Annotated in this window: 25 protein-coding genes; all 25 read left to right on the top strand. The window is 57.9% G+C overall.

Annotated features, from left to right (window positions below; all coding sequences use genetic code 11):
• The first annotated feature begins 105 nt into the window (after positions 1–105).
• The gene (locus SRB521_RS08595) at positions 106–978 is read left to right on the top strand and encodes a MurR/RpiR family transcriptional regulator (protein WP_033116740.1); all 873 of its coding nucleotides are present in this window, start codon (positions 106–108) and stop codon (positions 976–978) included.
• The gene (locus SRB521_RS08590) at positions 975–2222 is read left to right on the top strand and encodes a BaiN/RdsA family NAD(P)/FAD-dependent oxidoreductase (RefSeq protein WP_257534814.1); all 1248 of its coding nucleotides are present in this window, start codon (positions 975–977) and stop codon (positions 2220–2222) included. The genes SRB521_RS08595 and SRB521_RS08590 overlap by 4 nt, the downstream gene beginning before the upstream one ends.
• Positions 2223–2258: 36 nt before the next feature.
• Positions 2259–2936, top strand: coding sequence for a (d)CMP kinase (gene cmk, locus SRB521_RS08585; protein ID WP_033116738.1), 678 nt, complete (start codon positions 2259–2261; stop codon positions 2934–2936).
• Positions 2933–3532 carry a lysophospholipid acyltransferase family protein gene (locus SRB521_RS08580; RefSeq protein ID WP_116721690.1) on the top strand — a complete coding sequence of 200 codons (600 nt, stop codon included), beginning with the start codon at positions 2933–2935 and terminating at the stop codon, positions 3530–3532. Before cmk ends, SRB521_RS08580 begins: the two co-directional genes overlap by 4 nt.
• Entirely contained in the window at positions 3529–5535 is a 2007-nt protein-coding gene (locus tag SRB521_RS08575; RefSeq protein ID WP_116721689.1) for a bifunctional 4-hydroxy-3-methylbut-2-enyl diphosphate reductase/30S ribosomal protein S1, read from the top strand. Before SRB521_RS08580 ends, SRB521_RS08575 begins: the two co-directional genes overlap by 4 nt.
• A 175-nt stretch (positions 5536–5710) precedes the next feature.
• Positions 5711–6187, top strand: a complete 477-nt coding sequence (locus SRB521_RS08570) for a CarD family transcriptional regulator (RefSeq protein ID WP_075703840.1) — start codon at positions 5711–5713, stop codon at positions 6185–6187.
• 74 nt (positions 6188–6261) lie between these two features.
• Positions 6262–6996: a 2-C-methyl-D-erythritol 4-phosphate cytidylyltransferase gene (gene ispD, locus SRB521_RS08565; protein ID WP_116721688.1), complete on the top strand. Its 735-nt coding sequence runs from the start codon at positions 6262–6264 to the stop codon at positions 6994–6996.
• Positions 6993–7475 carry a 2-C-methyl-D-erythritol 2,4-cyclodiphosphate synthase gene (gene ispF / locus SRB521_RS08560; RefSeq protein ID WP_075703841.1) on the top strand — a complete coding sequence of 161 codons (483 nt, stop codon included), beginning with the start codon at positions 6993–6995 and terminating at the stop codon, positions 7473–7475. Before ispD ends, ispF begins: the two co-directional genes overlap by 4 nt.
• A 97-nt stretch (positions 7476–7572) precedes the next feature.
• Positions 7573–7827: a putative Se/S carrier protein gene (locus tag SRB521_RS08555; RefSeq protein ID WP_033116733.1), complete on the top strand. Its 255-nt coding sequence runs from the start codon at positions 7573–7575 to the stop codon at positions 7825–7827.
• Positions 7824–8951 (top strand): aminotransferase class V-fold PLP-dependent enzyme, encoded by a 1128-nt coding sequence (locus SRB521_RS08550; protein ID WP_116721687.1) that lies wholly within the window; start codon positions 7824–7826, stop codon positions 8949–8951. The genes SRB521_RS08555 and SRB521_RS08550 overlap by 4 nt, the downstream gene beginning before the upstream one ends.
• A 215-nt stretch (positions 8952–9166) precedes the next feature.
• Positions 9167–10051: a diadenylate cyclase CdaA gene (cdaA, locus tag SRB521_RS08545; RefSeq protein WP_033116731.1), complete on the top strand. Its 885-nt coding sequence runs from the start codon at positions 9167–9169 to the stop codon at positions 10049–10051.
• On the top strand, positions 10026–11303 hold the full coding sequence (locus SRB521_RS08540) for a CdaR family protein (RefSeq protein ID WP_075703843.1): 1278 nt from the start codon (positions 10026–10028) through the stop codon (positions 11301–11303). Before cdaA ends, SRB521_RS08540 begins: the two co-directional genes overlap by 26 nt.
• Positions 11304–11314: 11 nt before the next feature.
• Entirely contained in the window at positions 11315–11734 is a 420-nt protein-coding gene (locus tag SRB521_RS08535) for a SoxR reducing system RseC family protein (protein WP_116721686.1), read from the top strand.
• The gene (locus tag SRB521_RS08530) at positions 11734–12624 is read left to right on the top strand and encodes a DUF5685 family protein (RefSeq protein ID WP_116721685.1); all 891 of its coding nucleotides are present in this window, start codon (positions 11734–11736) and stop codon (positions 12622–12624) included. Before SRB521_RS08535 ends, SRB521_RS08530 begins: the two co-directional genes overlap by 1 nt.
• Positions 12608–13213: a J domain-containing protein gene (locus SRB521_RS16700; RefSeq protein WP_033116727.1), complete on the top strand. Its 606-nt coding sequence runs from the start codon at positions 12608–12610 to the stop codon at positions 13211–13213. Before SRB521_RS08530 ends, SRB521_RS16700 begins: the two co-directional genes overlap by 17 nt.
• Position 13214: 1 nt before the next feature.
• A complete protein-coding gene (locus tag SRB521_RS08520) occupies positions 13215–13754 on the top strand; it encodes a hypothetical protein (RefSeq protein WP_116721684.1) in 540 nt (179 codons plus the stop codon).
• A gap of 39 nt (positions 13755–13793) precedes the next feature.
• On the top strand, positions 13794–14660 hold the full coding sequence (locus tag SRB521_RS08515) for a YicC/YloC family endoribonuclease (RefSeq protein ID WP_178388489.1): 867 nt from the start codon (positions 13794–13796) through the stop codon (positions 14658–14660).
• Between the two features lie 14 nt (positions 14661–14674).
• The gene (gene remA / locus SRB521_RS08510) at positions 14675–14950 is read left to right on the top strand and encodes an extracellular matrix/biofilm regulator RemA (RefSeq protein ID WP_033116724.1); all 276 of its coding nucleotides are present in this window, start codon (positions 14675–14677) and stop codon (positions 14948–14950) included.
• On the top strand, positions 14950–15561 hold the full coding sequence (gmk, locus tag SRB521_RS08505) for a guanylate kinase (protein ID WP_075703846.1): 612 nt from the start codon (positions 14950–14952) through the stop codon (positions 15559–15561). The genes remA and gmk overlap by 1 nt, the downstream gene beginning before the upstream one ends.
• A gap of 7 nt (positions 15562–15568) precedes the next feature.
• On the top strand, positions 15569–15772 hold the full coding sequence (rpoZ, locus tag SRB521_RS08500) for a DNA-directed RNA polymerase subunit omega (RefSeq protein WP_052082501.1): 204 nt from the start codon (positions 15569–15571) through the stop codon (positions 15770–15772).
• A 71-nt stretch (positions 15773–15843) separates the two neighbouring features.
• On the top strand, positions 15844–18321 hold the full coding sequence (priA, locus tag SRB521_RS08495) for a replication restart helicase PriA (RefSeq protein ID WP_075703847.1): 2478 nt from the start codon (positions 15844–15846) through the stop codon (positions 18319–18321).
• Between the two features lie 22 nt (positions 18322–18343).
• Positions 18344–18847, top strand: a complete 504-nt coding sequence (gene def / locus SRB521_RS08490; RefSeq protein ID WP_116721683.1) for a peptide deformylase — start codon at positions 18344–18346, stop codon at positions 18845–18847.
• Complete coding sequence (gene fmt, locus SRB521_RS08485) at positions 18844–19764, top strand: methionyl-tRNA formyltransferase (RefSeq protein ID WP_116721682.1); 921 nt, start codon at positions 18844–18846, stop codon at positions 19762–19764. Before def ends, fmt begins: the two co-directional genes overlap by 4 nt.
• Positions 19765–21123, top strand: coding sequence for a 16S rRNA (cytosine(967)-C(5))-methyltransferase RsmB (gene rsmB / locus SRB521_RS08480; RefSeq protein ID WP_242976517.1), 1359 nt, complete (start codon positions 19765–19767; stop codon positions 21121–21123).
• Entirely contained in the window at positions 21120–22142 is a 1023-nt protein-coding gene (gene rlmN, locus SRB521_RS08475) for a dual-specificity RNA methyltransferase RlmN (RefSeq protein ID WP_075703850.1), read from the top strand. The genes rsmB and rlmN overlap by 4 nt, the downstream gene beginning before the upstream one ends.
• Positions 22143–22166 lie beyond the last annotated feature (24 nt).

Raw genomic sequence — 22166 nt, 5'->3', positions numbered from 1 at the left:
TCGTCTGGTTTCCCTTTATGATAGGGACTGGCGGCGAGACCGCCTTAAGGTTTAGCCGTCCAATCACTCCCCAAGGGTGGGGAAGGAAGCCTGGGGGTGTCATCCATGACACGCGATATTCTCTCAGTCATTCAAAATAGTATGCCTACCTTCTCCAAAGGGCAAAGGCTCATCGCGCGCTTTATCCTGGAGTCCTATGACAAAGCGGCGTTTATGACGGCCAGCAAGTTGGGAAAGACGGTCAATGTCAGCGAGTCCACCGTCGTGCGCTTTGCCGCCGAGTTGGGTTATGACGGTTATCCCAGCATGCAAAAGGCACTGCAGGAAATGATCCGCAACAAATTGACCTCTATCCAGCGCATTGAGGTGGCGAACGACAGGATCGGGAATCAGGATATCCTGTCCATGGTCATGCAGTCGGATATTGAAAAGATCCGGATGACCTTGGAGGAGACAGACCGGGCCAGCTTTCGCCAGGCGGTGGACGCCATTCTTTCCGCCCATCGGATCTATATCTTGGGTGTGCGCTCAGCGGCAGCTTTGGCCGATTTCCTGGGCTTTTATTTCAATCTGATCTTTGATAATATCGTTTTGGTACATACCACCTCCGCCAGTGAGATCTTTGAACAGCTTCTCCGTGTGGGGCCGGAAGATGTGGTCATCGGGATCAGCTTTCCGCGCTACTCCAGCCGAACGGTAAAGGCCATGCGCTTTGCCAAGGACCGGGGGGCCAACGTCATTGCCCTGACCGATTCCGAGGCGTCGCCCCTGGCTGAAGCGGCCACCGAGACCCTGCTGGCCAAGAGCGATATGGCCTCCTTTGTGGACTCGCTGGTGGCCCCGCTGAGCTTGGTTAACGCCCTCATTGTGGCGGTAGGCCGTCGGAGGAATGAGGACGTGGAGCAGATTTTTGCCGACTTGGAGCAGATCTGGTCGGAATATGGCGTCTATGAACAGGTAGAGGAAGAGAATCATTGACGGGACAAAAAAGAACGATTGTCGTAATAGGGGGAGGCGCCGCGGGCATGCTCGCGGCGCTGACTGCTGCTCAGAAAGGGGCTTCCGTGACGCTGCTGGAGCGCAACCAGAAGGTGGGCCGGAAGCTTTATATCACAGGTAAGGGGCGGTGTAATCTGACCAATGACTGCTCCGTTCAGGAGGTCCTTGCCAACATACCCCGAAACAGCCGCTTTCTCACCAGCGCCGTCACCCGTTTTCCACCTTCCGAGGTAAAGACGCTTTTTTCCAGCTTGGGTGTTCCGCTGAAGACGGAGCGGGGCAATCGGGTTTTTCCGCAGTCGGATAGGGCCGCGGACATCATCGACGCACTTTTCTTTGCCCTGCGGAGACAGCGGGTCTCCATTGTGCAGGACAGGGCGCAGCATATCCTAGTTCAGGAGGGCCGGGTTCGGGGCGTAAAGGCGGAGCACGGCACTTATGGCTGTGACGCCGCGATTCTCGCCACCGGAGGCTGCTCCTACCCACTGACCGGCTCCACCGGAGACGGCTATGAAATGGCCGGCGAATTGGGACACACGATCCTGCCGGCCAAGCCGTCTTTGATCCCTCTGATCATGGAGGGAGACGAGTGTCCCAGAATGCAGGGACTGTCCCTGCGGAATGTGGGTCTCAAGGTAAAAAGCCACAAAGGGAAACTCATTTACCAGGAGCAGGGAGAATTACTCTTTACCCACTTTGGCCTTTCCGGCCCTCTTATCCTCAGCGCCAGCGCGCATATGCGGGATTTTGAGCGAGAACATTATACGGTGAGCATCGATCTGAAGCCGGCGCTGGACGAGCAGACCCTGGATGCCCGATTGGTGCGAGAGTTTGCTGAACAGTCCAATCGGGCATTTCACAATGTGCTGGAACGCCTTGTCCCCAGGCTGCTCATCCCCATCTTGGTGGAGCGCGCGGAGATTCCGGCGGAAACGCCGGCCAACTCTATTACCAGGAGCCAACGCCGCCGCCTGTTGGAGTTGCTGAAGGGGCTCAGTTTTACAGTCGAGGGCCCTAGAGGCGTGGAAGACGCCATTGTGACCAGCGGAGGCGTCAAGGTATCTGAAGTCGATCCGCACACCATGGAATCCAAACTGGTGAAGGGGCTTTTCCTTGCCGGGGAGCTCCTTGACGCAGACGGTTACACCGGAGGCTTTAACCTGCAAATTGCCTGGGCCACCGGCAGGGCGGCAGGGGAGGCGGCTGCGGACATGGAACGGTGACGCAGCGGGCATACTTTTGATGCGGGAGGCATAAGAATGGGTTTTATAAGTGTCGCGGTAGACGGTCCGTCCGGAGCGGGGAAGAGCACCATGGCCAAACGTCTGGCCGAGGCATTGGGCTATGTATACGTGGATACAGGGGCGATCTACCGCACGCTGGGCCTTCTCGCCCGGAGAAGCGGTACAGATCCGGAGGACGCGCAGGCAGTGAGTGAACTGCTGAAGCGGGCAGATATCCAGCTCCGCTACGAAGCAGATGGGCTGCAGCATATGTTATTGTCAGGGGAGGATGTGACGGCCGAGATCCGGCTGCCCGAGATATCTCAGTATGCCTCGGCAGTGTCGGCCCAGCCGGCGGTGCGGGCTTTCCTGTTGGACATGCAGCGGGACATGGCAAAGCATTTCAATGTGATCATGGATGGAAGAGACATCGGCACGGTGGTTCTTCCGGATGCACAGGCCAAGATATTTCTTACCGCGACCCCAGAGGACAGGGCCTCCCGCCGCTGTGCCGAGCTGGAGGACCGGGGCACGCCTCAGGATTATGAGACGGTGCTGGCGGAGATCGTGGAGCGGGACCGCAAGGACAGCACACGTGCCGCGGCTCCGCTCCGAAGGGCGGAAGATGCCGTTCTGGTGGATACCACGGGGAAATCCCTGGATGAGAGCTTTGCGATACTGCTGGACGCCATCAGGAGGAAGCTGGAAGCATGAGAATGTTCTATGCGGTGATCTACACGATCATCTGGCCTTTTTTCAACTTGGTTCATCCCCATCGCGCCATTGGGAGGGAGCATATCCCGGAGGGTGGCGTACTGGTCTGCGGCAATCACACATCGCTGTCGGATCCCCTGTTCTTGGCGTTTGCCTTTCATAAAAAGTATCAACTCCGCCCGATGGCCAAGGCGGAGCTCCTGCGGGTACCGTTTATCGGATGGATTTTAAAGCGGGTCGGCGTGTTCGGCGTGGAACGGGGCAAATCCGACGTGGGCGCCATCAAGCAGGCCATGAAATATCTGAAAGAGGGAGAGAAGGTCCTCCTCTACCCGGAGGGGACCCGGGTCCGCGCCAGCCGCGGAGAGGAGAGCGAACCCAAAACCGGGGCGGCCATGCTGGCGGTGCGGTGCGGCGTCCCCATTCTCCCTGTGTATGTGCCGGAAAAAAAGCGCTGGTTTGGACGGACGCCCGTGGTTATCGGCGAGCCCTATCTGCCTCATGTGGAGTCCCGCAAGGGAACGCAGGAGGAGTATGAGGCCATCACGGCCGACCTGATGGCGCGGATTCGGGCGCTGGAGGTACAGACGATATGAGGCTGGAACTCGCAAGGTCCGCCGGGTTTTGTTACGGCGTCCGGCGGGCGGTGGAGCTGGCTGAGTTGGCTGCCGACCGTGAGAAGCCATGCTATATGCTTGGCCCTGTTATCCATAACGATCATGTGACGGCGCATTTGGAGGAAAAGGGTATTGTCTGCCTTCCGGACGTCAGGGATATCCCTCCGGGCACCGCTGTGATTCTCCGTTCCCATGGAGAGGGAAAGGCGGTATACGACGCACTGGCGGCCAAGGGGTGCAAGACCATTGACGCCGCATGCCCCAATGTCACAAAGATTCACCGCCTTGTGGAGCGCGCAGAGGAAAGCGGCAGGCAGCCTGTCATCATCGGCGTCCCTACCCATCCCGAGGTGGTCGCTATTGCCGGATGGTGCCGCTCTCCCGTCGTGCTGGAGGATGCGGACGCCCTGGAGGGCTGGCTGGATGAGTGCCCGGAGCGCCGCAGCAAAGCGCTGGCATTTGTGTCCCAAACGACCTCAACACAGAAAATTTGGGATGCGTGCAGAGAAAAAGTAAAAAAAGAGTGTACAAACGCTGAAATTTTTGATACAATATGCAGTGCTACGTATGTACGGCAATCGGAGGCACAGGAACTGGCCGCCCGCTGCGATGCAATGATCGTCATCGGGGACCGAAAAAGCTCCAATACCAGACGGCTGGCCGAGCTGTGCCGCGCACTCTGCCCCAGAGTGGTCGCTATAGAGGGGGCGGAGGAGCTGGAACCTTCCTCTTTTCAGGGGATGGCTTCTATTGGAATCACTGCGGGCGCTTCCACGCCCGGGTGGATTATAAAGGAGGTCTATGACAAAATGAGCGACGAAATCATGGAGATCGAGGAGTCCTTTGCTGATCTGCTGGAGAAATCGATCAAAACTTTAAATACAGGAGAGAAGGTCACCGGTGTCGTTACTGAGATCACGCCCACAGAGATTTACGTGGACCTGGGCACGAAGCATGCCGGTTACATCCCTGTATCCGAGCTGAGCGACGATCCCACTGTGAAAGTGGAGGATATCGTGAAGATCGGCGACGAGATCGAGACCTATGTCATGCGCGTCAATGACGCCGAGGGCGTGGTCACCCTGTCCAAGAAGCGTCTGGATACTGTGAAGAGCTGGGACGACGTGGAACAGGCCCGTGAGGAGGGCACCATTGTCGAGGGCGTCGTCACTGAGGAGAATAAGGGTGGCGTAGTCGCTTCCGTCAAGGGTGTTCGTGTGTTCATTCCCGCCTCTCAGACCGGGCTGCCCCGTGACGCCGCCATGAGCGACCTGCTGAAGAAGAAGGTCCGCATGAAGATTACAGAGGTCAATCGGGCCCGCCGCCGTGTCGTGGGCTCTATCCGTGCTGTGGAGCAGGCGGAGCGTGCCGAGAAGTCTGCCAAAGTGTGGGCTGAGATTGAAAATGGGAAGCGTTATTCCGGTGTGGTAAAGTCCCTGACCTCTTACGGCGCCTTTGTAGACATCGGCGGCGTGGATGGCATGGTCCACATCTCCGAGCTCTCCTGGAGCCGCATCAAGCACCCCTCTGAGGTGGTAAGTGTGGGGGATCCCGCAGAGGTGTACGTGATTTCCTTCGATCCTGAGAAGAAGAAGATTTCTCTGGGTATGAAGGATCGGAGTCAGGACCCCTGGACCGTATTCACCTCTAAGTACGGTGTGGGTGACGTGGCGACCGTCAAGGTCGTAAAGCTGATGACTTTTGGTGCTTTTGCTGAGATCGTCCCTGGCGTGGACGGGCTGATTCATATCTCTCAGATCGCCGACCACCGTATTGATAAGCCCGGAGATGTGCTCTCTGAGGGACAGATGGTGGATGTCAAAATTACCGACATCGATATGGAGAACAAGAAGGTCTCTCTGTCCGTCCGCGCCCTGCTGGAGGACGCCCGCGAGGCCAAGGCGCAGGAGGGCGATGACGCCGTGGTCGCGACCTCTGATGACGAGGGTACCGAAGTGGCTCCCGGCGCTGTTGAGGAATAAAAAAGTCAAATAGATAAAAATACCCCGTTTCCTTTAGAGAAACGGGGTATTTTTATCTATTATTTACTAGGGCTGCCCCTGCTTTTTACTTGCAAACAGATGGCAAATGCTTTATAATAAACTTGTTAAGAAGATTTGTCAAGTTATTTTTCGCACGATCAGGGAGGTGGTTATCATGTTTCAGGTAGGAGATAAGATCGTTCATCCGATGCATGGTGCCGGTGTCATTGATAGCATCGTCACCAAAAAGGTCAATGGGGTTGTGAGGGACTATTATATTTTGAAGCTTCCGGTGGGCGGGATGCTGGTCATGATTCCCACCAGCAATAGCGAGGAAATTGGCGTCCGCCCCGTGGTGGACAAGGATGAGGCGGATCGGCTCATTGCCTCCATGCCTGACATCGAGGTGGACATGACCCAGAATTGGAACCGCCGTTATCGGGAGAATATGATGCGGATCAAAAGCGGCGATCTGCTGGAAGTTGCCAAAGTAGTCAAGGGCCTGATGCTTCGCGATGTGGACCGTGGACTCTCCACAGGGGAACGGAAGATGCTCCACTCGGCAAAACAGATCTTGATTTCCGAGCTGGTCCTCTCTCAAAATACCAGCTACGAAGATGTAGAGGCCCGCATAAATACGGCGCTGGCGTAATAGGATTTTTCTGGCGATCCCCGCATGTCTAAAAGGAGCCGAGAGGCTCCTTTTTTGCGAAAGGAGTTGCGGCTATGGCCCCGATTTTTGACCGTCTGCGGCGGAGAAGGGCGGATATGCCCTTCTGTACTGCAGTAGTGCCCGCAGCCGGATCCTCTACCCGCATGGAGGGACAGGATAAGATACTGCTCACTTTGGGAGATTATCCTGTGCTCGTCCGTACTTTGCAGGCCCTGGAGGCATGTACGCGGATTCAGGAGATCGTGGTGGTGACCCGAGAAGATCTCATCGTTCCGGTCAGCCAGCTGTGCCGGGATTTTGCTCTGGAGAAGGTCACCCATATCGTGACCGGAGGCACTACCCGCACGCAGTCTGTACTCAACGGTATCCGCGAAGCAAGCCCTCAGGCGGGGCTGATTGCCATTCATGACGGCGCCCGTCCTTTTGTCACGCAGGAGGTGCTGGAAGAGGTCATTGACCGGGCCGCGCAGTGCGGTGCAGCGGCACCGGCCGTTCCTGTTACGGATACAGTGAAGCGTGCCATGAACGGCATAGTGGAGGAGACGGTGGACCGGGATACGCTGTTTGCGGTGCAGACCCCTCAGGTATTCGAGGCATCTCTGATCAAGGCTGCCCTGCAACGTGCGGTGGAGGAGGGGGTCACCTTGACCGACGACTGTGCCGCAGTGGAGCGGCTGGGCATGACGGTAGCCCTCACCCGCGGGGACCGGGCCAATATAAAGCTTACCACCCCTACTGATCTGGATTTGGGGCTGGGAATTCTCAATGGAAGAGGGGAGTTCGTGTGAATGCATTTCGGATTGGGCACGGCTATGACGTACACCGCCTGACAGCGGGGAGGAAGCTCATTCTGGGCGGGGCGGAAGTCCCGTTCGACCGGGGACTCCTGGGGCATTCCGATGCTGATGTGCTCACCCACGCCGTCATGGACGCGTTGCTGGGCGCTGCCGGGCTGGGGGATATCGGTAAGCTTTTTCCGGATCATGATCCCACCTATGCGGGGATCTCCAGTCTGCTGCTGCTGGACCGGGTCGTGGAGCGGCTTGGAGAGGCCGGATACCGTGTGGGAAACGTGGATGCTACTCTGGTGGCCCAGCAGCCCAAACTGGCCGCCTTTATCCCACAGATGCGCCAAAATCTGGCCAAGCATTTGGGTGTTCCTCAGGACCAGGTGAATGTGAAAGCCACCACTGAGGAGGGGCTTGGCTTTACGGGTGCGGGCCAGGGAATGGCGGCCCACGCCGTGGCTCTTTTGGAGTGCAACTGATACGACGATGAACGGCGGGGCTGAAATGCCCCGCCGCTTTTCTGTCCCATCTGGCGGCAGCACGGCATACAATGCTCCAGAGAGGAGCGTAATGCCAATGGTCTATTATCTCATTATATGCCGCTCGCTGACCTACGCCCAGCGTACGGCCGCCGTTTTGGAGCGTGCTGGAATTACAGCTCGGATCCTACGTTCTCCCAAAAGCATCGCCGGCGAGGGGTGCAGCCATGCAGTAAAGGTGTCTGAGCGCCGTCTTGCCGAGGCACTGGTGCTCCTCAACCGGGCAGAGCTGAAGCCGAAACGGGTCTATATTACAGAAGAGGACGGAAGCTACCGCGAGGTGGGGCTATGATTTATCTGGACGCAGCAGCGACAACGCTGCAAAAGCCTTCCGCCGTCGCCCGTGCCTCCGGCTACGCTATGGGGCATATGGCAAGCCCGGGCCGTGGAGGCCATCCGCCCGCCATGCTGGCAGCAGACACGGTTTTTGCCTGTCGGGAGCGGGCGGCTGAGCTCTTCCATGTGAGGGAACCCGACGATGTGGTTTTTACCATGAACGCCACCCACGGGCTCAACATTGCCATCAAGTCCATTGTAAAGCCCGGGGACACCGTACTCATCTCCGGTTATGAGCATAATGCGGTCACGCGTCCGCTGGCCGCGATTCCCAATGTGCGCGTGAAGGTGGCCACCTCGCGGCTTTTCGACCCTCAGGAGATTCTGCGCCAGTTCCGTGAGCAGCTCACATCGGAGGTCGACTGCGTCATCTGCAACCATGTCTCCAATGTTTTCGGCTATGTGCTGCCGGTGGTTGAAATTGCCGATCTCTGCGCCGGGAGAGGAGTCCCCTTCGTCCTAGACGCCTCCCAATCCGCAGGGAGCATGCCGATCTACATGGACCAGCTTCGGGCCTCCTTTATCGCCATGCCGGGCCACAAGGGGCTCTACGGTCCCCAGGGGACCGGCATCCTGCTCTGCGATCACGAGGTCATCCCCCTGCTGGAAGGTGGGACCGGGTCGCTGTCTGCCCGCCAGGAGATGCCGGACTTTCTGCCGGATCGGCTGGAGGCCGGAACGCAAAATGTGACCGGGATTGCCGGATTGTTGGAGGGGCTCCGTTTTATCCAGCGCAAAAGCCCCGAGGTGATCCTGAATCATGAAAGATTCCTGGCTGCCCGGTGCGCGGATGCCCTGTCAGCTCTGCCGGGCGTACGCGTCTTTGCGGCGCCCCGCCTCTTCTGCCAGGCGGGGGTGCTCTCCTTTCAGGTGGACGGCATGGACTGTGAAGACGTGGGGCAGGCACTGGGAGAACAGGGGATTGCCGTCCGTTCCGGGCTCCACTGCGCGCCGCTGGCGCACCGCTCCGCAGGGACGCTGGATGTCGGGACCATACGGGTCAGTTTTTCCGCCTTTAACTCCAGCGGAGATGTGGACGCGCTGGCCGGAGCTGTGGCGCGGCTGCCCAGACGCCAATAAAAGCATTCCAAAGCGTATTGTCTGTGCGAGTGCACGCGGTTCTTCGCCGCGCGCCCTCGCACTCTTTTTTTCAGGCTTTTTCTATGAAATTAAGGGAAAATTAATAGGCGGAGTTCTTGCCATTTGCAAGAGGATACAGTATAATATTTGAAATGGGCGGGTAGCGTTTTAGCACCGCCCATCGTGTACACTCTGAGATGTGGGAGACATTGGAAATGACTGAATTGCTGCGGGGGATGTGGCAGTACATCCTGACTTTTAACATTTCCATTTTTGACGTACTCGATGTGGCGATCATCGCCTACATCGTTTATCGCGTATTGATGTTGGTCCAGCGCAGCCGGGCCGCCCAGGTGGCGAAAGCCATTTTACTGCTGCTGGTGGCACTGGGTCTCTCCTACCTGCTGCAGCTCAGAGTGATCAACTTCGTGCTGAGCCGTATGGTAGAGATGGGAACGCTGGCGCTGGTCGTGGTCTTTCAGCCGGAGATCCGCCGTTTCCTAGAGCAGTTGGGCAGCAGCAGGCTGGGGGATATGTTCAGCCGCGAGGAGGCGCCGCCCGACGTGGAGAACGCCATCACACAGACGGTACAGGCATATACGTCCCTCTCTAAGGATAAGGTGGGCGCGCTGATGGTCTTTGAGCGAAAGGTCCCGCTGGACGATATCATCAAAACCGGCACCATGCTGGATTCCACCGTGGCGGCGGAGCTGCTGAAGAATCTTTTCTGGAACAAGGCCCCGCTGCATGACGGCGCGGTGATCGTTCGGAACGGACATATCGTGGGCGCGGGCTGTGTACTGCCGCTGTCCGGGAACGTCAATCTCTCCCGGGACCTGGGGATGCGGCACAGGGCCGGAATCGGCATGAGCGAAAATTCCGACGCGGTAGTCGCCATTGTATCTGAGGAGACGGGATCTATTTCCGTGGCGGTCAACGGTATGCTCAAGCGGCACTTGGCCCCTGAAACTCTGGAGCGGCTTCTGCGCAACGAGCTCCTCCCGCAGGAGGAGTCGTCCTCCAAGTCCTCCATACTGACCTCGCTATTCAAGTCGAAAAAAGGTGACAAAGACGATGGGGAAGAAGTTCACGGAAAGTAAAGCCTTTAATATCATCCTAGCCGTCCTCATCGCCCTTGCGCTATGGGTTTATGTGACCGCCATCATCGGTCAGGTGGGCAGCATGACAATACGGAACGTGCCCATCACCCTGGTGGGTGAAGATGTGCTCAACTCCAAGGGGCTTATGATCGACGCAAGCACCAAGCTGACGGTCAATGTGGGCATCACGGGAGGGCGTTCGGCGCTGGTCGCCATTGCCTCCAACTCCTCGGAGTTCATCACTGCTCGGCTGGATGTGTCCGAGATCAGCGAGGCAGGGGAGTATGAGCTTCCCTGCAAACTGGGACTGGAAAATACGCTTACCAGCGGCGTCCGTCTGGATGGAGACTCGACCCAGACCATTCGGGTAGTCGTTACGAAAATGCTGTCCAAGACCATCGAGGTGCGTGGCAACTTCACCGGTACGGTGAAAGACGGCTATCGCACCAATACGGTGGAGATCACGCCCAGCACGGTGCGGATCCAGGGGCCTGAGGCATTGGTCAATCAAATCGACTACGCGCAGGTCGCCATAACGGGCGAGGAGCTTACAAAGACAGTCAGCGGTGAAATGAGCTTTGACATGATCTCCTCCGATGGGGAAGTGCTGAAGAGCAATGAGATCAGTTCCAATGTAAATACCGTCAGCGTAGTGCTGCCTGTAGTCAAAACGCTGGAGATCCCTCTCACGGTGGATTATATCTATGGCGGAGGCATCACGGAAGAGAACTTTGCGCGATATGTGGAGCCCTACGTTGATATTCAACCCAACACCATTCAGATTTCCGGCGAGGAATCCGACATTACGCCCCTGGAGGGGAAATCCATCACTTTGGGTAAAATCGATTTGGCGGATGTGGTCCAGGAGAATCAGACCTATACCTTCCCCATTGTTCTTGCATCCGAACTCTCCAACGACAGCGGTATCAGTGAGGCCACTGTGACCATCAGTGTCAAGGGCCTGGGGACCAAGACCGTGGAGACTTCGAATATCGAGGTCATCAACGTGCCCGAGGGATTCACCGCGTCGGCCGTGACTCAGTCTCTGCAGGTGCAGGTCCGCGGCCCCGCCGACGCTTTGGAAACTGTGGATGGTTATCAGCTCCGCGTGGTGGTGGACCTCGAGGGTGAGACGCTCCGGCAGGCGCAGTTCCCATTCCAGCCAAAGATCTATTTGGATGGGGAGAGCACCTGTGGGGTGGTCAACGGTGCAAACGGATATATCGTAGTGGTCAATATTCAATCGCAATAGGAGAAATTGCTATGACACAGACTGCACAAGTAAAGCAGACCTTCCCAAATGGAACCGCAGTTGTGGCAGTGGTACGCCAGGGGGCCTGTGCCCATAATTGTTCAGAGTGCGGCGGCTGCATGACCGCTCAGCAGCCCACGGTTACCGCTCTGGCCCAAAATACCGTAGGCGCCAGGGAAGGAGAGCTGGTCGTGGTGGAGACGGAAAACGCCAATCTTATGGGAGTTATCGCCTTTGTCTATCTGGTCCCCATGGTTCTTCTGGTGGCCGGATATTTGGCCGCCCAGGCGTTCGGCCTGACGCAGGGCTGGTGCATTTTGTCCTCTGTGGCGGCCTTTGCTGTCAGCATTTTGATGGTGGTGGCCTTGGACCGTTCTGTCAAGCGCCGGAGGGCGCTTCAATTCCGGATCGTCCGGTTAAAGAGCGCCTGATGTTCGGGTATGTAGTCCCGCTCAGAGGAGAGCTCAAGGTGTGGGAGCTGGATGCCTATCAGGCGGCCTATTGCGGACTCTGCCATACGTTGGGACGCCGTTACAGCTTTTTGCCCCGGCTGCTGCTCAGCTATGATTTTGTATTTCTGGCGATGCTCCTTTCGACAGAGAGCGCCCGCCCTGTAACGCAGCGGCGGCGCTGTATCGCTTGCCCCATCAAGGGCAAGCAGGTCTGCCGGGAAAGCCTCGGCTTGGATATCGCTGCCGATGAGAGCGTGATTCTCACCTATTGGAAGCTGATGGACGGGGTGGCGGACGCCTCTTTCTGGAAGGGACTGCCCTCGCGTCTCCTGGTGTTTCTGCTCCGTCCGTCCTATCACCGCGCCGCCAAGCGGCGCCCCGATTTTGACAGCCAGACGGCGGCATGTCTTGAAGAACTGAGATTTTTGGAGAAAGAGCGCTCCGGCTCCTTGGACCGTACGGCGGATACCTTTGCCCGCATTCTGCGGGCGGCAGCGCCAAGCACTGGAACAAGTGACCGTGACCGGGCGGTGGGGCAGCTTCTCTACCACGTCGGCCGCTGGATCTATTTGACAGATGCTTGGGACGACCTGGCGGAGGACCGAAGTCGGGGAACCTACAATCCCGTGGCCGCCCGCTGGCCGGACGGCCCGGAGGGACACAGAGAGGAATTGCGGACCACGTTGCGCCACTCCTTGAACCTGGCGGTGTCTGCCTGCCACTTAACGGATTTTGGCCCCTGGAGTGGAATCGTCCTCAATATTCTCTGCCTGGGACTTCCCATGGTGGAGGAATCCGTATTTCGGGGCGAATGGCGCAAGCGCAAGAAAGAAACAAATGGGAGAATGAGCTATGAACGATCCGTATAGCGTACTGGGCGTCGATTCCAACGCCAGTGATGAAGAGATCAAGCGGGCCTATCGAGAACTGGCCCGAAAATACCATCCGGATAACTACCAGAACAATCCGCTGGCGGACCTCGCTGAGGAAAAAATGAAGGAGATCAACGAGGCTTACGATGCCATCAACAAAATGCGCTCGGGCGGAACTTCATCCGCTTATCAGTCCTCTTACCAACAGCAGACGACCTATCAGCAGCAGAGCCGTTCCTACTCCGCCGGAAGTACCATCTACGCCCGCGTGCGGCAATCCATCAATCTGGGAAACTTGAGTCAGGCGGAACAGCTCCTTCAGTCTGCCCCCACACAGGATGCCGAATGGCACTTTCTCATGGGGAGTATCGCCTACCGCAAGGGCTGGCTGGATGAAGCCATGCAGCAGTATCAGATTGCCGTCAATATGGAGCCGGGGAACCCGGAATACCGGCAGGCCTACAACATGATGCAGCGGGGAGGACAGGCCTATCGGCCCTATGGGTATGCCGGGGGGGCGGACTCCTGTGACTGCTGCACCACCATGTTGTGTCTGAACTGCCTGTGCGGCGGCTGCGGCAACTGATATGAGAAGACAACGACAGGCCGCTTTCAGCGTGGCCTATACGGCCCTTCTGGCCGCGCTGTCTCTGGTGATCCTCTATGGTTCCTGCCTCGTCCCCACGGGGCGCGCGGGCGTGGTGGGATTAGCGGGGCTGTTGCCTGCAGCAGCGGTGATTTCCGGCGGCCCAAGCTCCGGCGTCCTCTGTTACGCCGGGACCGGTATCTTGGCGTTTCTGCTGCTGCCCGACAAGGGAAACGCACTCCTGTACCTGCTGTTTTTTGGACTTTATCCTCTGGTGAAATACAGCATAGAGCGAATTCGGCGCTTACCGTTGGAGCTGGTCTTGAAGCTCGCCTTTTTTAACGGTATGCTGTCTGTCTTTTGGTTTGTACTTCGTACCATTTTTTTGTCCGCGATCCCACTGAGCACACAGTCACTTCCCCTGCTTTACCTGGGGGGGAGCGCCGTATTTCTGATGTATGACTTCGGCTTTTCCAAGTTGATTTCCTTTTATATCGCCCGGGTGGACAAACCGCTGCGCAATGGGCGATCTGCAAATTAGTACGAAAGAAGAAAGGGGAGACCGCCGGTGGTCCGCAGTATGACCGGCTATGGCAGGGGAGAGGCGGTTTTGAACGACCGAACCATTACAGTGGAGGTCCGTTCCGTCAACAACCGTTACCTGGATTGTACCGTCAAGATGCCTCGTGCCTATATGTTTGCGGAGGATGCGATTAAAAGCACCGTCCAGCGCAGTATTTCCAGGGGGAAGGTAGATATTTTCGTCACCATCAACAGCACCAAGGCGGATGGAGTGATCGTCAGCCTGAACCGGCCGGTGGCCGACGGCTATTATGCCGCGCTTACAGAGCTTCGAGACACCTATGGGCTCCGGGACGACATTTCCCTGTCCCTGCTGTCTCGGTTTCAGGACGTGTTTTTTGTGGAGAAGGCCCCCGAGGACGTGGAGGCCGTCGCGGCGGATATCTGTGCCGTACTGGATATGGCTCTGCAGGACTTCAATGGCATGCGGGAGCGGGAGGGCGCCAAGCTCTCTGCCGATATTCTCTCCCGAGCCGGAACCATTGAGGCGCTGACGGCCCAGGTGGAGGCACAGTCCCCTAAAACCGTAGCGGAGTATCGCGGCAGGCTCGAGAACAAAATGAAGGAAGTCCTCCAGAACACCCAAATCGATGAGAGCCGCATCCTCACGGAGGCCGCCATTTTTGCTGATAAAGTCGCCGTTGATGAGGAGACCGTGCGTCTGCACAGTCATCTCTCTCAACTGCGCACGTTGTTGGAGCAGGACGGACCGATGGGGCGGAAGTTGGATTTTCTCATTCAGGAGTTCAATCGTGAGGCAAACACCATCGGCTCCAAATGCAATGACTTGGAGACTGCTCGACATGTCATCGACATCAAGGCAGAAATCGAGAAGATCCGGGAGCAGGTCCAGAATATCGAGTGAGGGAGGCGGGAAGCATGAAGCTCATCAACATTGGATTTGGCAACATGGTCTCCGCCAGCCGGCTGATTGCCATCGTAAGTCCGGAGTCGGCGCCCATCAAGCGGATGATACAGGAGGCCCGGGAGCGCGGTGTGCTCATCGACGCAACCTATGGCCGACGTACTCGGGCCGTACTGGTTATGGACAGCGACCACATCGTTCTTTCGGCAATCCAGCCGGAGACGGTGGCCGGCCGCTTGAGCGGCGGCAGGGATGCCGCGGATCCCATACCGGAGGAGGACGAGGACTGATGGCTCTGAAAAAGAAAGCCAAGGGACAGCTCATCGTCCTGTCCGGTCCCTCCGGTGTGGGGAAGAGCACGGTGATCGCCGAACTCCTCGGACAGAGGCAGGACATCCACTTTTCCGTCTCCTTCACCACCCGAAAGCCGCGGGTGGGGGAGGCAAACGGCGTCAACTACAACTTTGTGGAACGGGACGAGTTTGAACGCATGATTGCTGACGGCGAACTGCTGGAGCATGCAGAGTATGTCAACAACTATTACGGCACCTCTCTGAAAGTCATCCAGGAAAAGCTGGACGCCGGCATCGACGTGCTTTTGGATATCGAAGTCCAGGGTGCGGCCAAGGTGAGGAGCAAATGTCCCGACGCCGTTTTGATTTTCATTATTCCGCCCTCTTTTGAGGAGCTCTCCCGGCGCCTCCGCGGTCGAAATACGGACAGCGAAGAGGTCATAGCCGGACGGCTCCAAAAGGCGAGGGAAGAATATAAGCAGATACCCAAATACGATTATCTGGTGGTCAACGACAAGGTATCCGCCGCTGCGGAGGAGATCATCTCCATCCTGATCGCGGAGGATTGCCGGACCAAGAACCGCATCCATCTCATAGAAGGAGTGTGACTTTTGTATGATGCTCTATCCCGCAATGAAAGATCTGCTCAAGCAGGTGCCCAGCCGCTATCAATTGGTGAACGTGGTGGCCCACAGGGCCCGTGAGATCGCCGCCGATGCCGACGAGCAGGGCTATCCCCTCAACGATAAGCCGGTGTCCATCGCCATCCGTGAGATTGCCGAGGGCAAGGTGGATTTGAGCGTACCGGAACAGCATTGACGGATGCAAGGCAAGTGCCGAGGGGCGGCTATCCCCGGTACTTGCCTTTTGTGGACGAAGGAGGTCGCGGAATGGAGCATGTCAGTATCGCCCGGGTGGCCCTTGCCGCGGCGACCTATGCGATCGACAGGCCCTATGACTATCAGATTCCCCAGGAGCTGGAAGGACGCGCCGCCCCGGGAGTACGGGTCATTGTCCCTTTTGGAGCGGGAAACCGCCGTACAGAGGGATTGATCTTGGCCCTGACAGACGAAACCCGTCTGGAAAAGAAGATAAAGGCTGTCCTTACCGTTTTGGATGATGCGCCGGTGCTGGGTGCCGATGGCATCAAGCTGGCGCTCTGGGTCCGCGACCGTTTTTTCTGCACGGTCTATGACGCGGCACGCGCCATGCTTCCTGCCGGACTGTGGTTTTCCATTCAGGACAGTTACCGTGTGGCGGAAGGTGTAGACCGGGAGCGATCCTATGATGCGGCCGGCCGCTCCGACCATGCACGGCGGATTCTGGATCTGATTTGGGCCGCCGGCGGCTCCGCCGAATTGGGACAGATCAGAGCGGCTTTGGGGACCAAAGATCCAAATCCAGCGCTCCGCCAACTCACCGAGCAGGGGATACTGGTCCTGGAGACCAGCGCCTCCCGCGGCGTGGGGGACAAGACCGAACAGGTAGCCGCGCTAGCCCTTCCAGCGGAGGAGGCGTTGGCTTTGGTGACGCCCAAGCGAAAGACCGCTCCGCTGCGTTACGCTGTGGTAGAACTTCTCTGTGGGCTCGGGAGCGCGGCATCCAAGGAGATCTGCTATTTTACCGGAGCATCCCCCGCCACCCTGCGCGCCTTGGCGAAAAGCGGGATCTTGACGCTGGAAAAGCGCGAGGTATTCCGACGTGTGTCTGCGGGCGAAGTCGAGCCGGCGGCACCGCCGGTCCTCAATCAGGAGCAGCAGACAGCCTTTCTGCACTTGGACGCACTTGCCCGGGCGGAAAAGCCGGCGGTGGCGCTTTTATACGGCGTCACCGGGAGTGGTAAGACCCAGGTCTATATCAGCCTCATCCGTGCGGCGCTGGACCGTGGCGAATCTGCTATGGTGCTGGTGCCCGAGATCGCCCTGACGCCCCAGCTCCTGCGTATCTTCTCCGCCCACTTCGGGGAAAATATTGCCGTTCTTCACAGCTCACTGAGAGCAGGGGAGCGGTATGACGAGTGGAAACGGGTCCGCTCCGGCCGGGCCCGTGTCGTGCTGGGCACCCGCTCCGCTGTGTTCGCGCCGCTGAAAGATCTGGGCCTCATTATCCTGGATGAAGAGCAGGAGGCCTCTTATAAATCAGAAAATACGCCCCGGTACCATGCCAGGGACGTGGCCAAATATCGTTGCGCCAGGAATGGAGGGCTGCTGGTGCTCGGGTCCGCCACGCCGTCTATAGAGACCATGTATCTGGCAAAGAGCGGAGTCTACCATATGGTTACCCTCTCCCGCCGCTATAATGAGCACGCCCTTCCCCATGTCTTTGTCACTGATATGAAGGAGGCGCTTCGCAGCGGAAACGGTACCTCCATCAGTGCGCGCCTGCACAGGGAACTGGCATCCAATCTGGAACGCGGAGAGCAGAGCATTCTGTTCTTGAACCGGAGGGGGGCCAGCCGTATGGTCTCCTGTGGGGAGTGTGGCGCCGTTCCCACATGCCCAAGGTGCTCTGTCCATCTCACATATCATTCAGCCAATGGGCGGCTGATGTGCCACTATTGCGGCCATTCTGAACGGCTGCCGGACCACTGTCCAGAGTGTGGTGGTGCCCTCAATTTTATCGGAGTCGGAACACAGAAGGTCCAGGAGGAGCTGGAGTCGTTGTTTCCAGGGGTGGAAGTTCTGAGAATGGATACCGATACCATTTCCGCCTCTCAGTCCCATGAGGCGTTGCTCTCCAGATTTGAAAAGGAGAAGATTCCCATCCTGGTTGGGACACAGATGGTGGCGAAAGGCTTGGATTTCGAAAATGTAACTCTGGTGGGTGTCATCGCGGCTGACCTTGCCCTGTATGTCGATTCCTTTCGCGCCGCGGAGCGGACCTTTTCTCTGCTTACACAGGTGGTCGGCCGGGCGGGGCGAGGCGGAAAGACGGGGCGGGCGGTCATTCAGACCTATACGCCCGACAACGACGTGATCCGATATGCGGCGGCTCAGGATTACGACAACTTTTTTGAACAGGAGATCGACCTGAGAAGATTGATGGAGTACCCACCTTTCCGGGACCTCTTCGTGCTCACGGCATCGGGGCTGAACGAGGTTTCGGTGCTCAGAGCCTGCCAGCAGCTTCGGCGCAGCCTGGAGCGATGGATCGCCGCCTGGCCTTCCCCGGAAAACCGCCCCAGACTTTTGGGGCCCGCTCCTGCAGCGGTGGCCAAGGTCAACCACCGCTATCGCTATCGCCTGACCTTGATGTGCCAAAATACCAAGGAGGTGCGGGGGCTCTTGGCGCAGATGCTGCGCGCAGCGAACAGTGATAAAGAAAACAGGGGCGTATCCATATTCGCGGATGTGAACCCCTATGATTAGTTGGATACGGAGGAATGCAACCATGGCATTGAGAAAAATTTTGACCGACCGGGACCCGGTGCTGCACAAGACATCCCGTCCCGTTACTAATTTTGACGACAGGCTCTATGATTTGCTGGACGACCTCAAAGAGACCCTCGCCAACGCGGGCGGCGCCGGCCTTGCAGCTCCCCAGGTGGGAATTCTGCGCCGCTGCGTCATTGTAGTGGACGAGAATGATGAGATGCTGGAACTGGTCAATCCCGAGGTCATTGAACGCTCGGAGGAGATCCAGGACGGCTTTGAGGGCTGTCTCAGCGTACCCGGGATGTGGGGGATGGTGGAGCGCCCTATGCGTGTAAAGGTCCGGGCCCAGGACCGTACCGGCGCATTCTTCGAGGCGGAGGGGGCTGGTATCGTGGCCCGATGCTTCTGCCATGAGATCGACCACCTGGACGGGCATCTCTTTACGGAACTCACCGACCACCTCTACACCCAAAAGGAGCTGGACGAGATGATGGAGGCGGAGGAGGGAAAAAAGCGTTGAGGATTCTCTTTATGGGCACGCCGGAATTTGCCGTCCCCTCGCTGGAGGCTCTGCTCACCGCCGGCCATCAGGTCTGCGGGGTGTTTACGCAGCCGGATAAGCCAAAAAACAGAGGGATGAAGCTCCAGATAAGCCCTGTAAAGGAATGTGCCCTGTCATATAATGTTCCAGTGTTTCAGCCAGGCAAAATGCGGGATGGGGAGGCATTGGGGTATCTGCGCGCAGTGGACCCTGAGCTGATCGTGGTGGCGGCCTATGGGCGTATCCTGCCGGATAATATTTTGGCATATCCGCAATACGGCTGTATCAACGTCCACTCGTCCCTGCTGCCCAAATATCGTGGCGCGGCCCCCATCAACTGGGCCATCTTGAATGGCGAAGCGGAGACTGGCGTTACGATTATGCATATGGCCTCCGAGTTGGATGCCGGGGATATCATCTGTCAGTCCGCCACGCCGATTGGAGAGAATGAAACCGCGCCGGAACTCTTTCAGCGGCTTGCGCAACTGGGGGCGGGGCTGTTGCTGGAGGCGGTGGGACAAATCGCGGATGGCAGGCCCGCCAGGGTGCCTCAGGATGCCGCCCTGGCCACCTATGCGCCTATGCTGAGCCGTGCGCTCTCGCCCATCGATTGGAACCGGGACGCCCGCAGCCTCCACAATCAGGTTCGCGGGCTTCTGCCATGGCCGGCAGCCGTGGCGGAGTTTGGAGGCAACCGGTGTAAAGTGCTTTCAACTGTCGTGATTGACGACAAAATGGAGAAGGCGCCTGGGACTGTGATAGAAGCGGGGAAAAACGGCATCGTAATGGTCTGCGGCGGAGGGACGCTCCTTCGCATTTGTGAGTTGCAGCCGGATGGAGGCAAGCGGATGAAGGCCGCCGACTATCTGCGCGGGCACCCCCTGAGTTTGGGGTAGATGGGACGAGTGGGTGAGGATATTATGGCTGGAAATGCCCGGGAAGTAGCGCTGTTGACGCTCTCCGCCTGTGAAAAACAAGGTGCGTGGTCCGACCTCGCCCTCAAGAAAAATATCCATTCCGTCGGACTGGACGGCAGGGACGCCGCCCTGGCCACCCGTCTGTGCTTTGGCGTGCTTCAGAACAGGATGCTTCTGGATTTTTATATTGGAAAGTTCTCCTCCGTGCGGGTAGAGCGTATGGAAAATCGGGTGCTCAACGCACTTCGGCTGGGCGTCTATCAGATGGCGTTTCTCACCAGGATTCCGGTCAGCGCTGCTGTCAACGAGTCGGTAACCCTTTCCCGCAAATACAGCAAGAACCCCAGAAGTCCTGGCCTGGTCAACGGGATTCTCAGGGCGGTGTCCCGAAATATGGACCACCTTCCGCTCATTGAGGAAAAAGATCCAGCCAGATACCTCTCCATTCGATACAGCCATCCGCTGTGGCTGGTACACGAGTTCCTTGACGCGCTGGGGGAAAAGGAGGCGGAGCGGCTGCTGGCGACGGATAACAGCGAACCCGCTACGGTGGCCCAGATCAATATTCTCCGGGCCTCCACGCCGGAGGTCTTAAACGCCTTGGCTGCAGAGGGGGCTGACGCTGCACCCCATCCCTGGCTGCCGGACTGTGTTACGCTGACAGGAGGGGGCGACCTGGAACAGCTCTCGGTATTCCGGGACGGACGACTCTACATCCAGGACGCGGCGGCCCGCCTCGCTGTAATGGCGGCGGCTCCCAGGCCTGGGATGCGGGTTCTGGATGCCTGCGCCGCGCCGGGGGGCAAGTCCTTTGGCACCGCCATTGCGATGGGGGACCGGGGTGAAGTTTTGTCCTGTGATATCCACCCGCACAAGAAAAAGCTCATAGACGCCGGTGCGCAGCGGCTGGGCCTGGCCTGTATCCGCTCGGCTGTGCAGGACGCCAAGTCCCCCTGTGCGCAATGGGTGGATGCCTTTGATCTAGTGATCGCCGATGTACCGTGCTCCGGCCTGGGCATCATCCGAAAAAAGCCGGACATCCGTTACAAGGAGCCGGGGCCTCTGGCTGGGCTGCCTGCCGTACAGCGTTCCATTTTGGAGAATGTATCGGCCTATGTAAAGCCGGGAGGTGCACTGTTGTACTGTACCTGTACACTGCTGGAGCGGGAGAATGGGGATGTGGTGTCTTGGTTTTTGGACGCGCATCCGGAGTATCACACAGAGCCCTTTGAACTGCCTGCTCCCATCGGGCGGGCGGCGGAGGGCAGGCTGACGCTTTGGCCCCATATTCATGGTACGGACGGATTTTACATTGCAAAGCTGCGGAGGGACCTATGACCGATATCAAATCCATGACCCAGGAGGAGATGGCCGCATGGCTCAAAGAGCTGGGGGAACCGGCCTTTCGTGCTAAACAGGTGTTTACCTGGCTCCACCGCGGGGCCATATCCTTTGAGGAGATGACCGATCTCTCCAAGTCATTGAGGGAGAAGCTGTCCCGCGAATGTGTGATCACGAAGCCGGAGGTGGAGCGGAAACAGGTCTCCGCGCAGGATGGCACGATCAAATATCTCTGGCGTCTGGGAGATAAAAATTGCATTGAGACGGTTTTGATGCGCTACCGCCATGGGAATACTGTATGCATCTCTTCCCAGGTAGGGTGCCGAATGGGCTGCGCCTTCTGTGCGTCCACCCTGGGGGGCAAGGTGCGGAACTTGACCCCATCTGAGATGTTGGATCAGGTGCTCTTCACCCAACTGGACGCAGGGGTGACCATATCCAATATCGTGCTGATGGGGATAGGAGAACCGCTGGATAATTTTGACACCGTACTCCGCTTTTTAGAGCTGGTCAATCATCCGGACGGCCTTCATATCGGGATGCGGCATATCTCTCTGTCCACCTGCGGGCTCACAGACAAAATTGACAAATTGGCGGAACATGGGTTACAATTAACATTGTCTGTTTCACTCCATGCCCCGGACGACGAGACCCGCAGCCGTATTATGCCGGTGAACCGCTCGGTAGGTGTGGAAAAATTGTTTGCCGCCTGCCGCCGCTATTTTGAAGTTACGGGACGGCGTATTTCCTATGAGTACGCCATGATCGACGGGGTGAATGACAGCGACTGGCAGGCCGATTTGCTCGCCGCGCATCTGAAGGGGACGCCGGGCCATGTGAATCTCATCCCCCTCAATGAGGTCAAGGAGAGCCCGCTGAAACCCAGCCGCAGGGTCGCCGCATTCCAAAGACGATTGGAGCAGCAGGGTATCAACGTCACGGTCCGGCGGAAGCTGGGAGGGGATATCGACGCCTCCTGTGGTCAGCTCCGTCGGAAAGCCATGCAGGAATCGTGAGACATAAGTCAGCCTGTGCCTGTT

Source organism: Intestinimonas butyriciproducens, assembly GCF_004154955.1.
GTDB classification, from domain to species: Bacteria; Bacillota; Clostridia; order Oscillospirales; family Oscillospiraceae; genus Intestinimonas; species Intestinimonas butyriciproducens.
Note: the sequence above shows the minus strand (reverse complement) of the source record. Positions and strands in the feature narration are given on the sequence as shown.

Bases quoted from the DNA above. Each gene is read 5' to 3' on its own strand.
- SRB521_RS08595 (WP_033116740.1), top strand. From the start codon at position 106: ATGACACGCGATATTCTCTCAGTCATTCAAAATAGTATGCCTACCTTC.
- cmk (WP_033116738.1), top strand. From the start codon at position 2,259: ATGGGTTTTATAAGTGTCGCGGTAGACGGTCCGTCCGGAGCGGGGAAG.
- SRB521_RS08580 (WP_116721690.1), top strand. From the start codon at position 2,933: ATGAGAATGTTCTATGCGGTGATCTACACGATCATCTGGCCTTTTTTC.
- SRB521_RS08575 (WP_116721689.1), top strand. From the start codon at position 3,529: ATGAGGCTGGAACTCGCAAGGTCCGCCGGGTTTTGTTACGGCGTCCGG.
- SRB521_RS08570 (WP_075703840.1), top strand. From the start codon at position 5,711: ATGTTTCAGGTAGGAGATAAGATCGTTCATCCGATGCATGGTGCCGGT.
- ispD (WP_116721688.1), top strand. From the start codon at position 6,262: ATGGCCCCGATTTTTGACCGTCTGCGGCGGAGAAGGGCGGATATGCCC.
- SRB521_RS08555 (WP_033116733.1), top strand. From the start codon at position 7,573: ATGGTCTATTATCTCATTATATGCCGCTCGCTGACCTACGCCCAGCGT.
- SRB521_RS08550 (WP_116721687.1), top strand. From the start codon at position 7,824: ATGATTTATCTGGACGCAGCAGCGACAACGCTGCAAAAGCCTTCCGCC.
- cdaA (WP_033116731.1), top strand. From the start codon at position 9,167: ATGACTGAATTGCTGCGGGGGATGTGGCAGTACATCCTGACTTTTAAC.
- SRB521_RS08540 (WP_075703843.1), top strand. From the start codon at position 10,026: ATGGGGAAGAAGTTCACGGAAAGTAAAGCCTTTAATATCATCCTAGCC.
- SRB521_RS08535 (WP_116721686.1), top strand. From the start codon at position 11,315: ATGACACAGACTGCACAAGTAAAGCAGACCTTCCCAAATGGAACCGCA.
- SRB521_RS08530 (WP_116721685.1), top strand. From the start codon at position 11,734: ATGTTCGGGTATGTAGTCCCGCTCAGAGGAGAGCTCAAGGTGTGGGAG.
- SRB521_RS16700 (WP_033116727.1), top strand. From the start codon at position 12,608: ATGAACGATCCGTATAGCGTACTGGGCGTCGATTCCAACGCCAGTGAT.
- SRB521_RS08520 (WP_116721684.1), top strand. From the start codon at position 13,215: ATGAGAAGACAACGACAGGCCGCTTTCAGCGTGGCCTATACGGCCCTT.
- SRB521_RS08515 (WP_178388489.1), top strand. From the start codon at position 13,794: ATGACCGGCTATGGCAGGGGAGAGGCGGTTTTGAACGACCGAACCATT.
- remA (WP_033116724.1), top strand. From the start codon at position 14,675: ATGAAGCTCATCAACATTGGATTTGGCAACATGGTCTCCGCCAGCCGG.
- gmk (WP_075703846.1), top strand. From the start codon at position 14,950: ATGGCTCTGAAAAAGAAAGCCAAGGGACAGCTCATCGTCCTGTCCGGT.
- rpoZ (WP_052082501.1), top strand. From the start codon at position 15,569: ATGATGCTCTATCCCGCAATGAAAGATCTGCTCAAGCAGGTGCCCAGC.
- priA (WP_075703847.1), top strand. From the start codon at position 15,844: ATGGAGCATGTCAGTATCGCCCGGGTGGCCCTTGCCGCGGCGACCTAT.
- def (WP_116721683.1), top strand. From the start codon at position 18,344: ATGGCATTGAGAAAAATTTTGACCGACCGGGACCCGGTGCTGCACAAG.
- rsmB (WP_242976517.1), top strand. From the start codon at position 19,765: ATGGGACGAGTGGGTGAGGATATTATGGCTGGAAATGCCCGGGAAGTA.
- rlmN (WP_075703850.1), top strand. From the start codon at position 21,120: ATGACCGATATCAAATCCATGACCCAGGAGGAGATGGCCGCATGGCTC.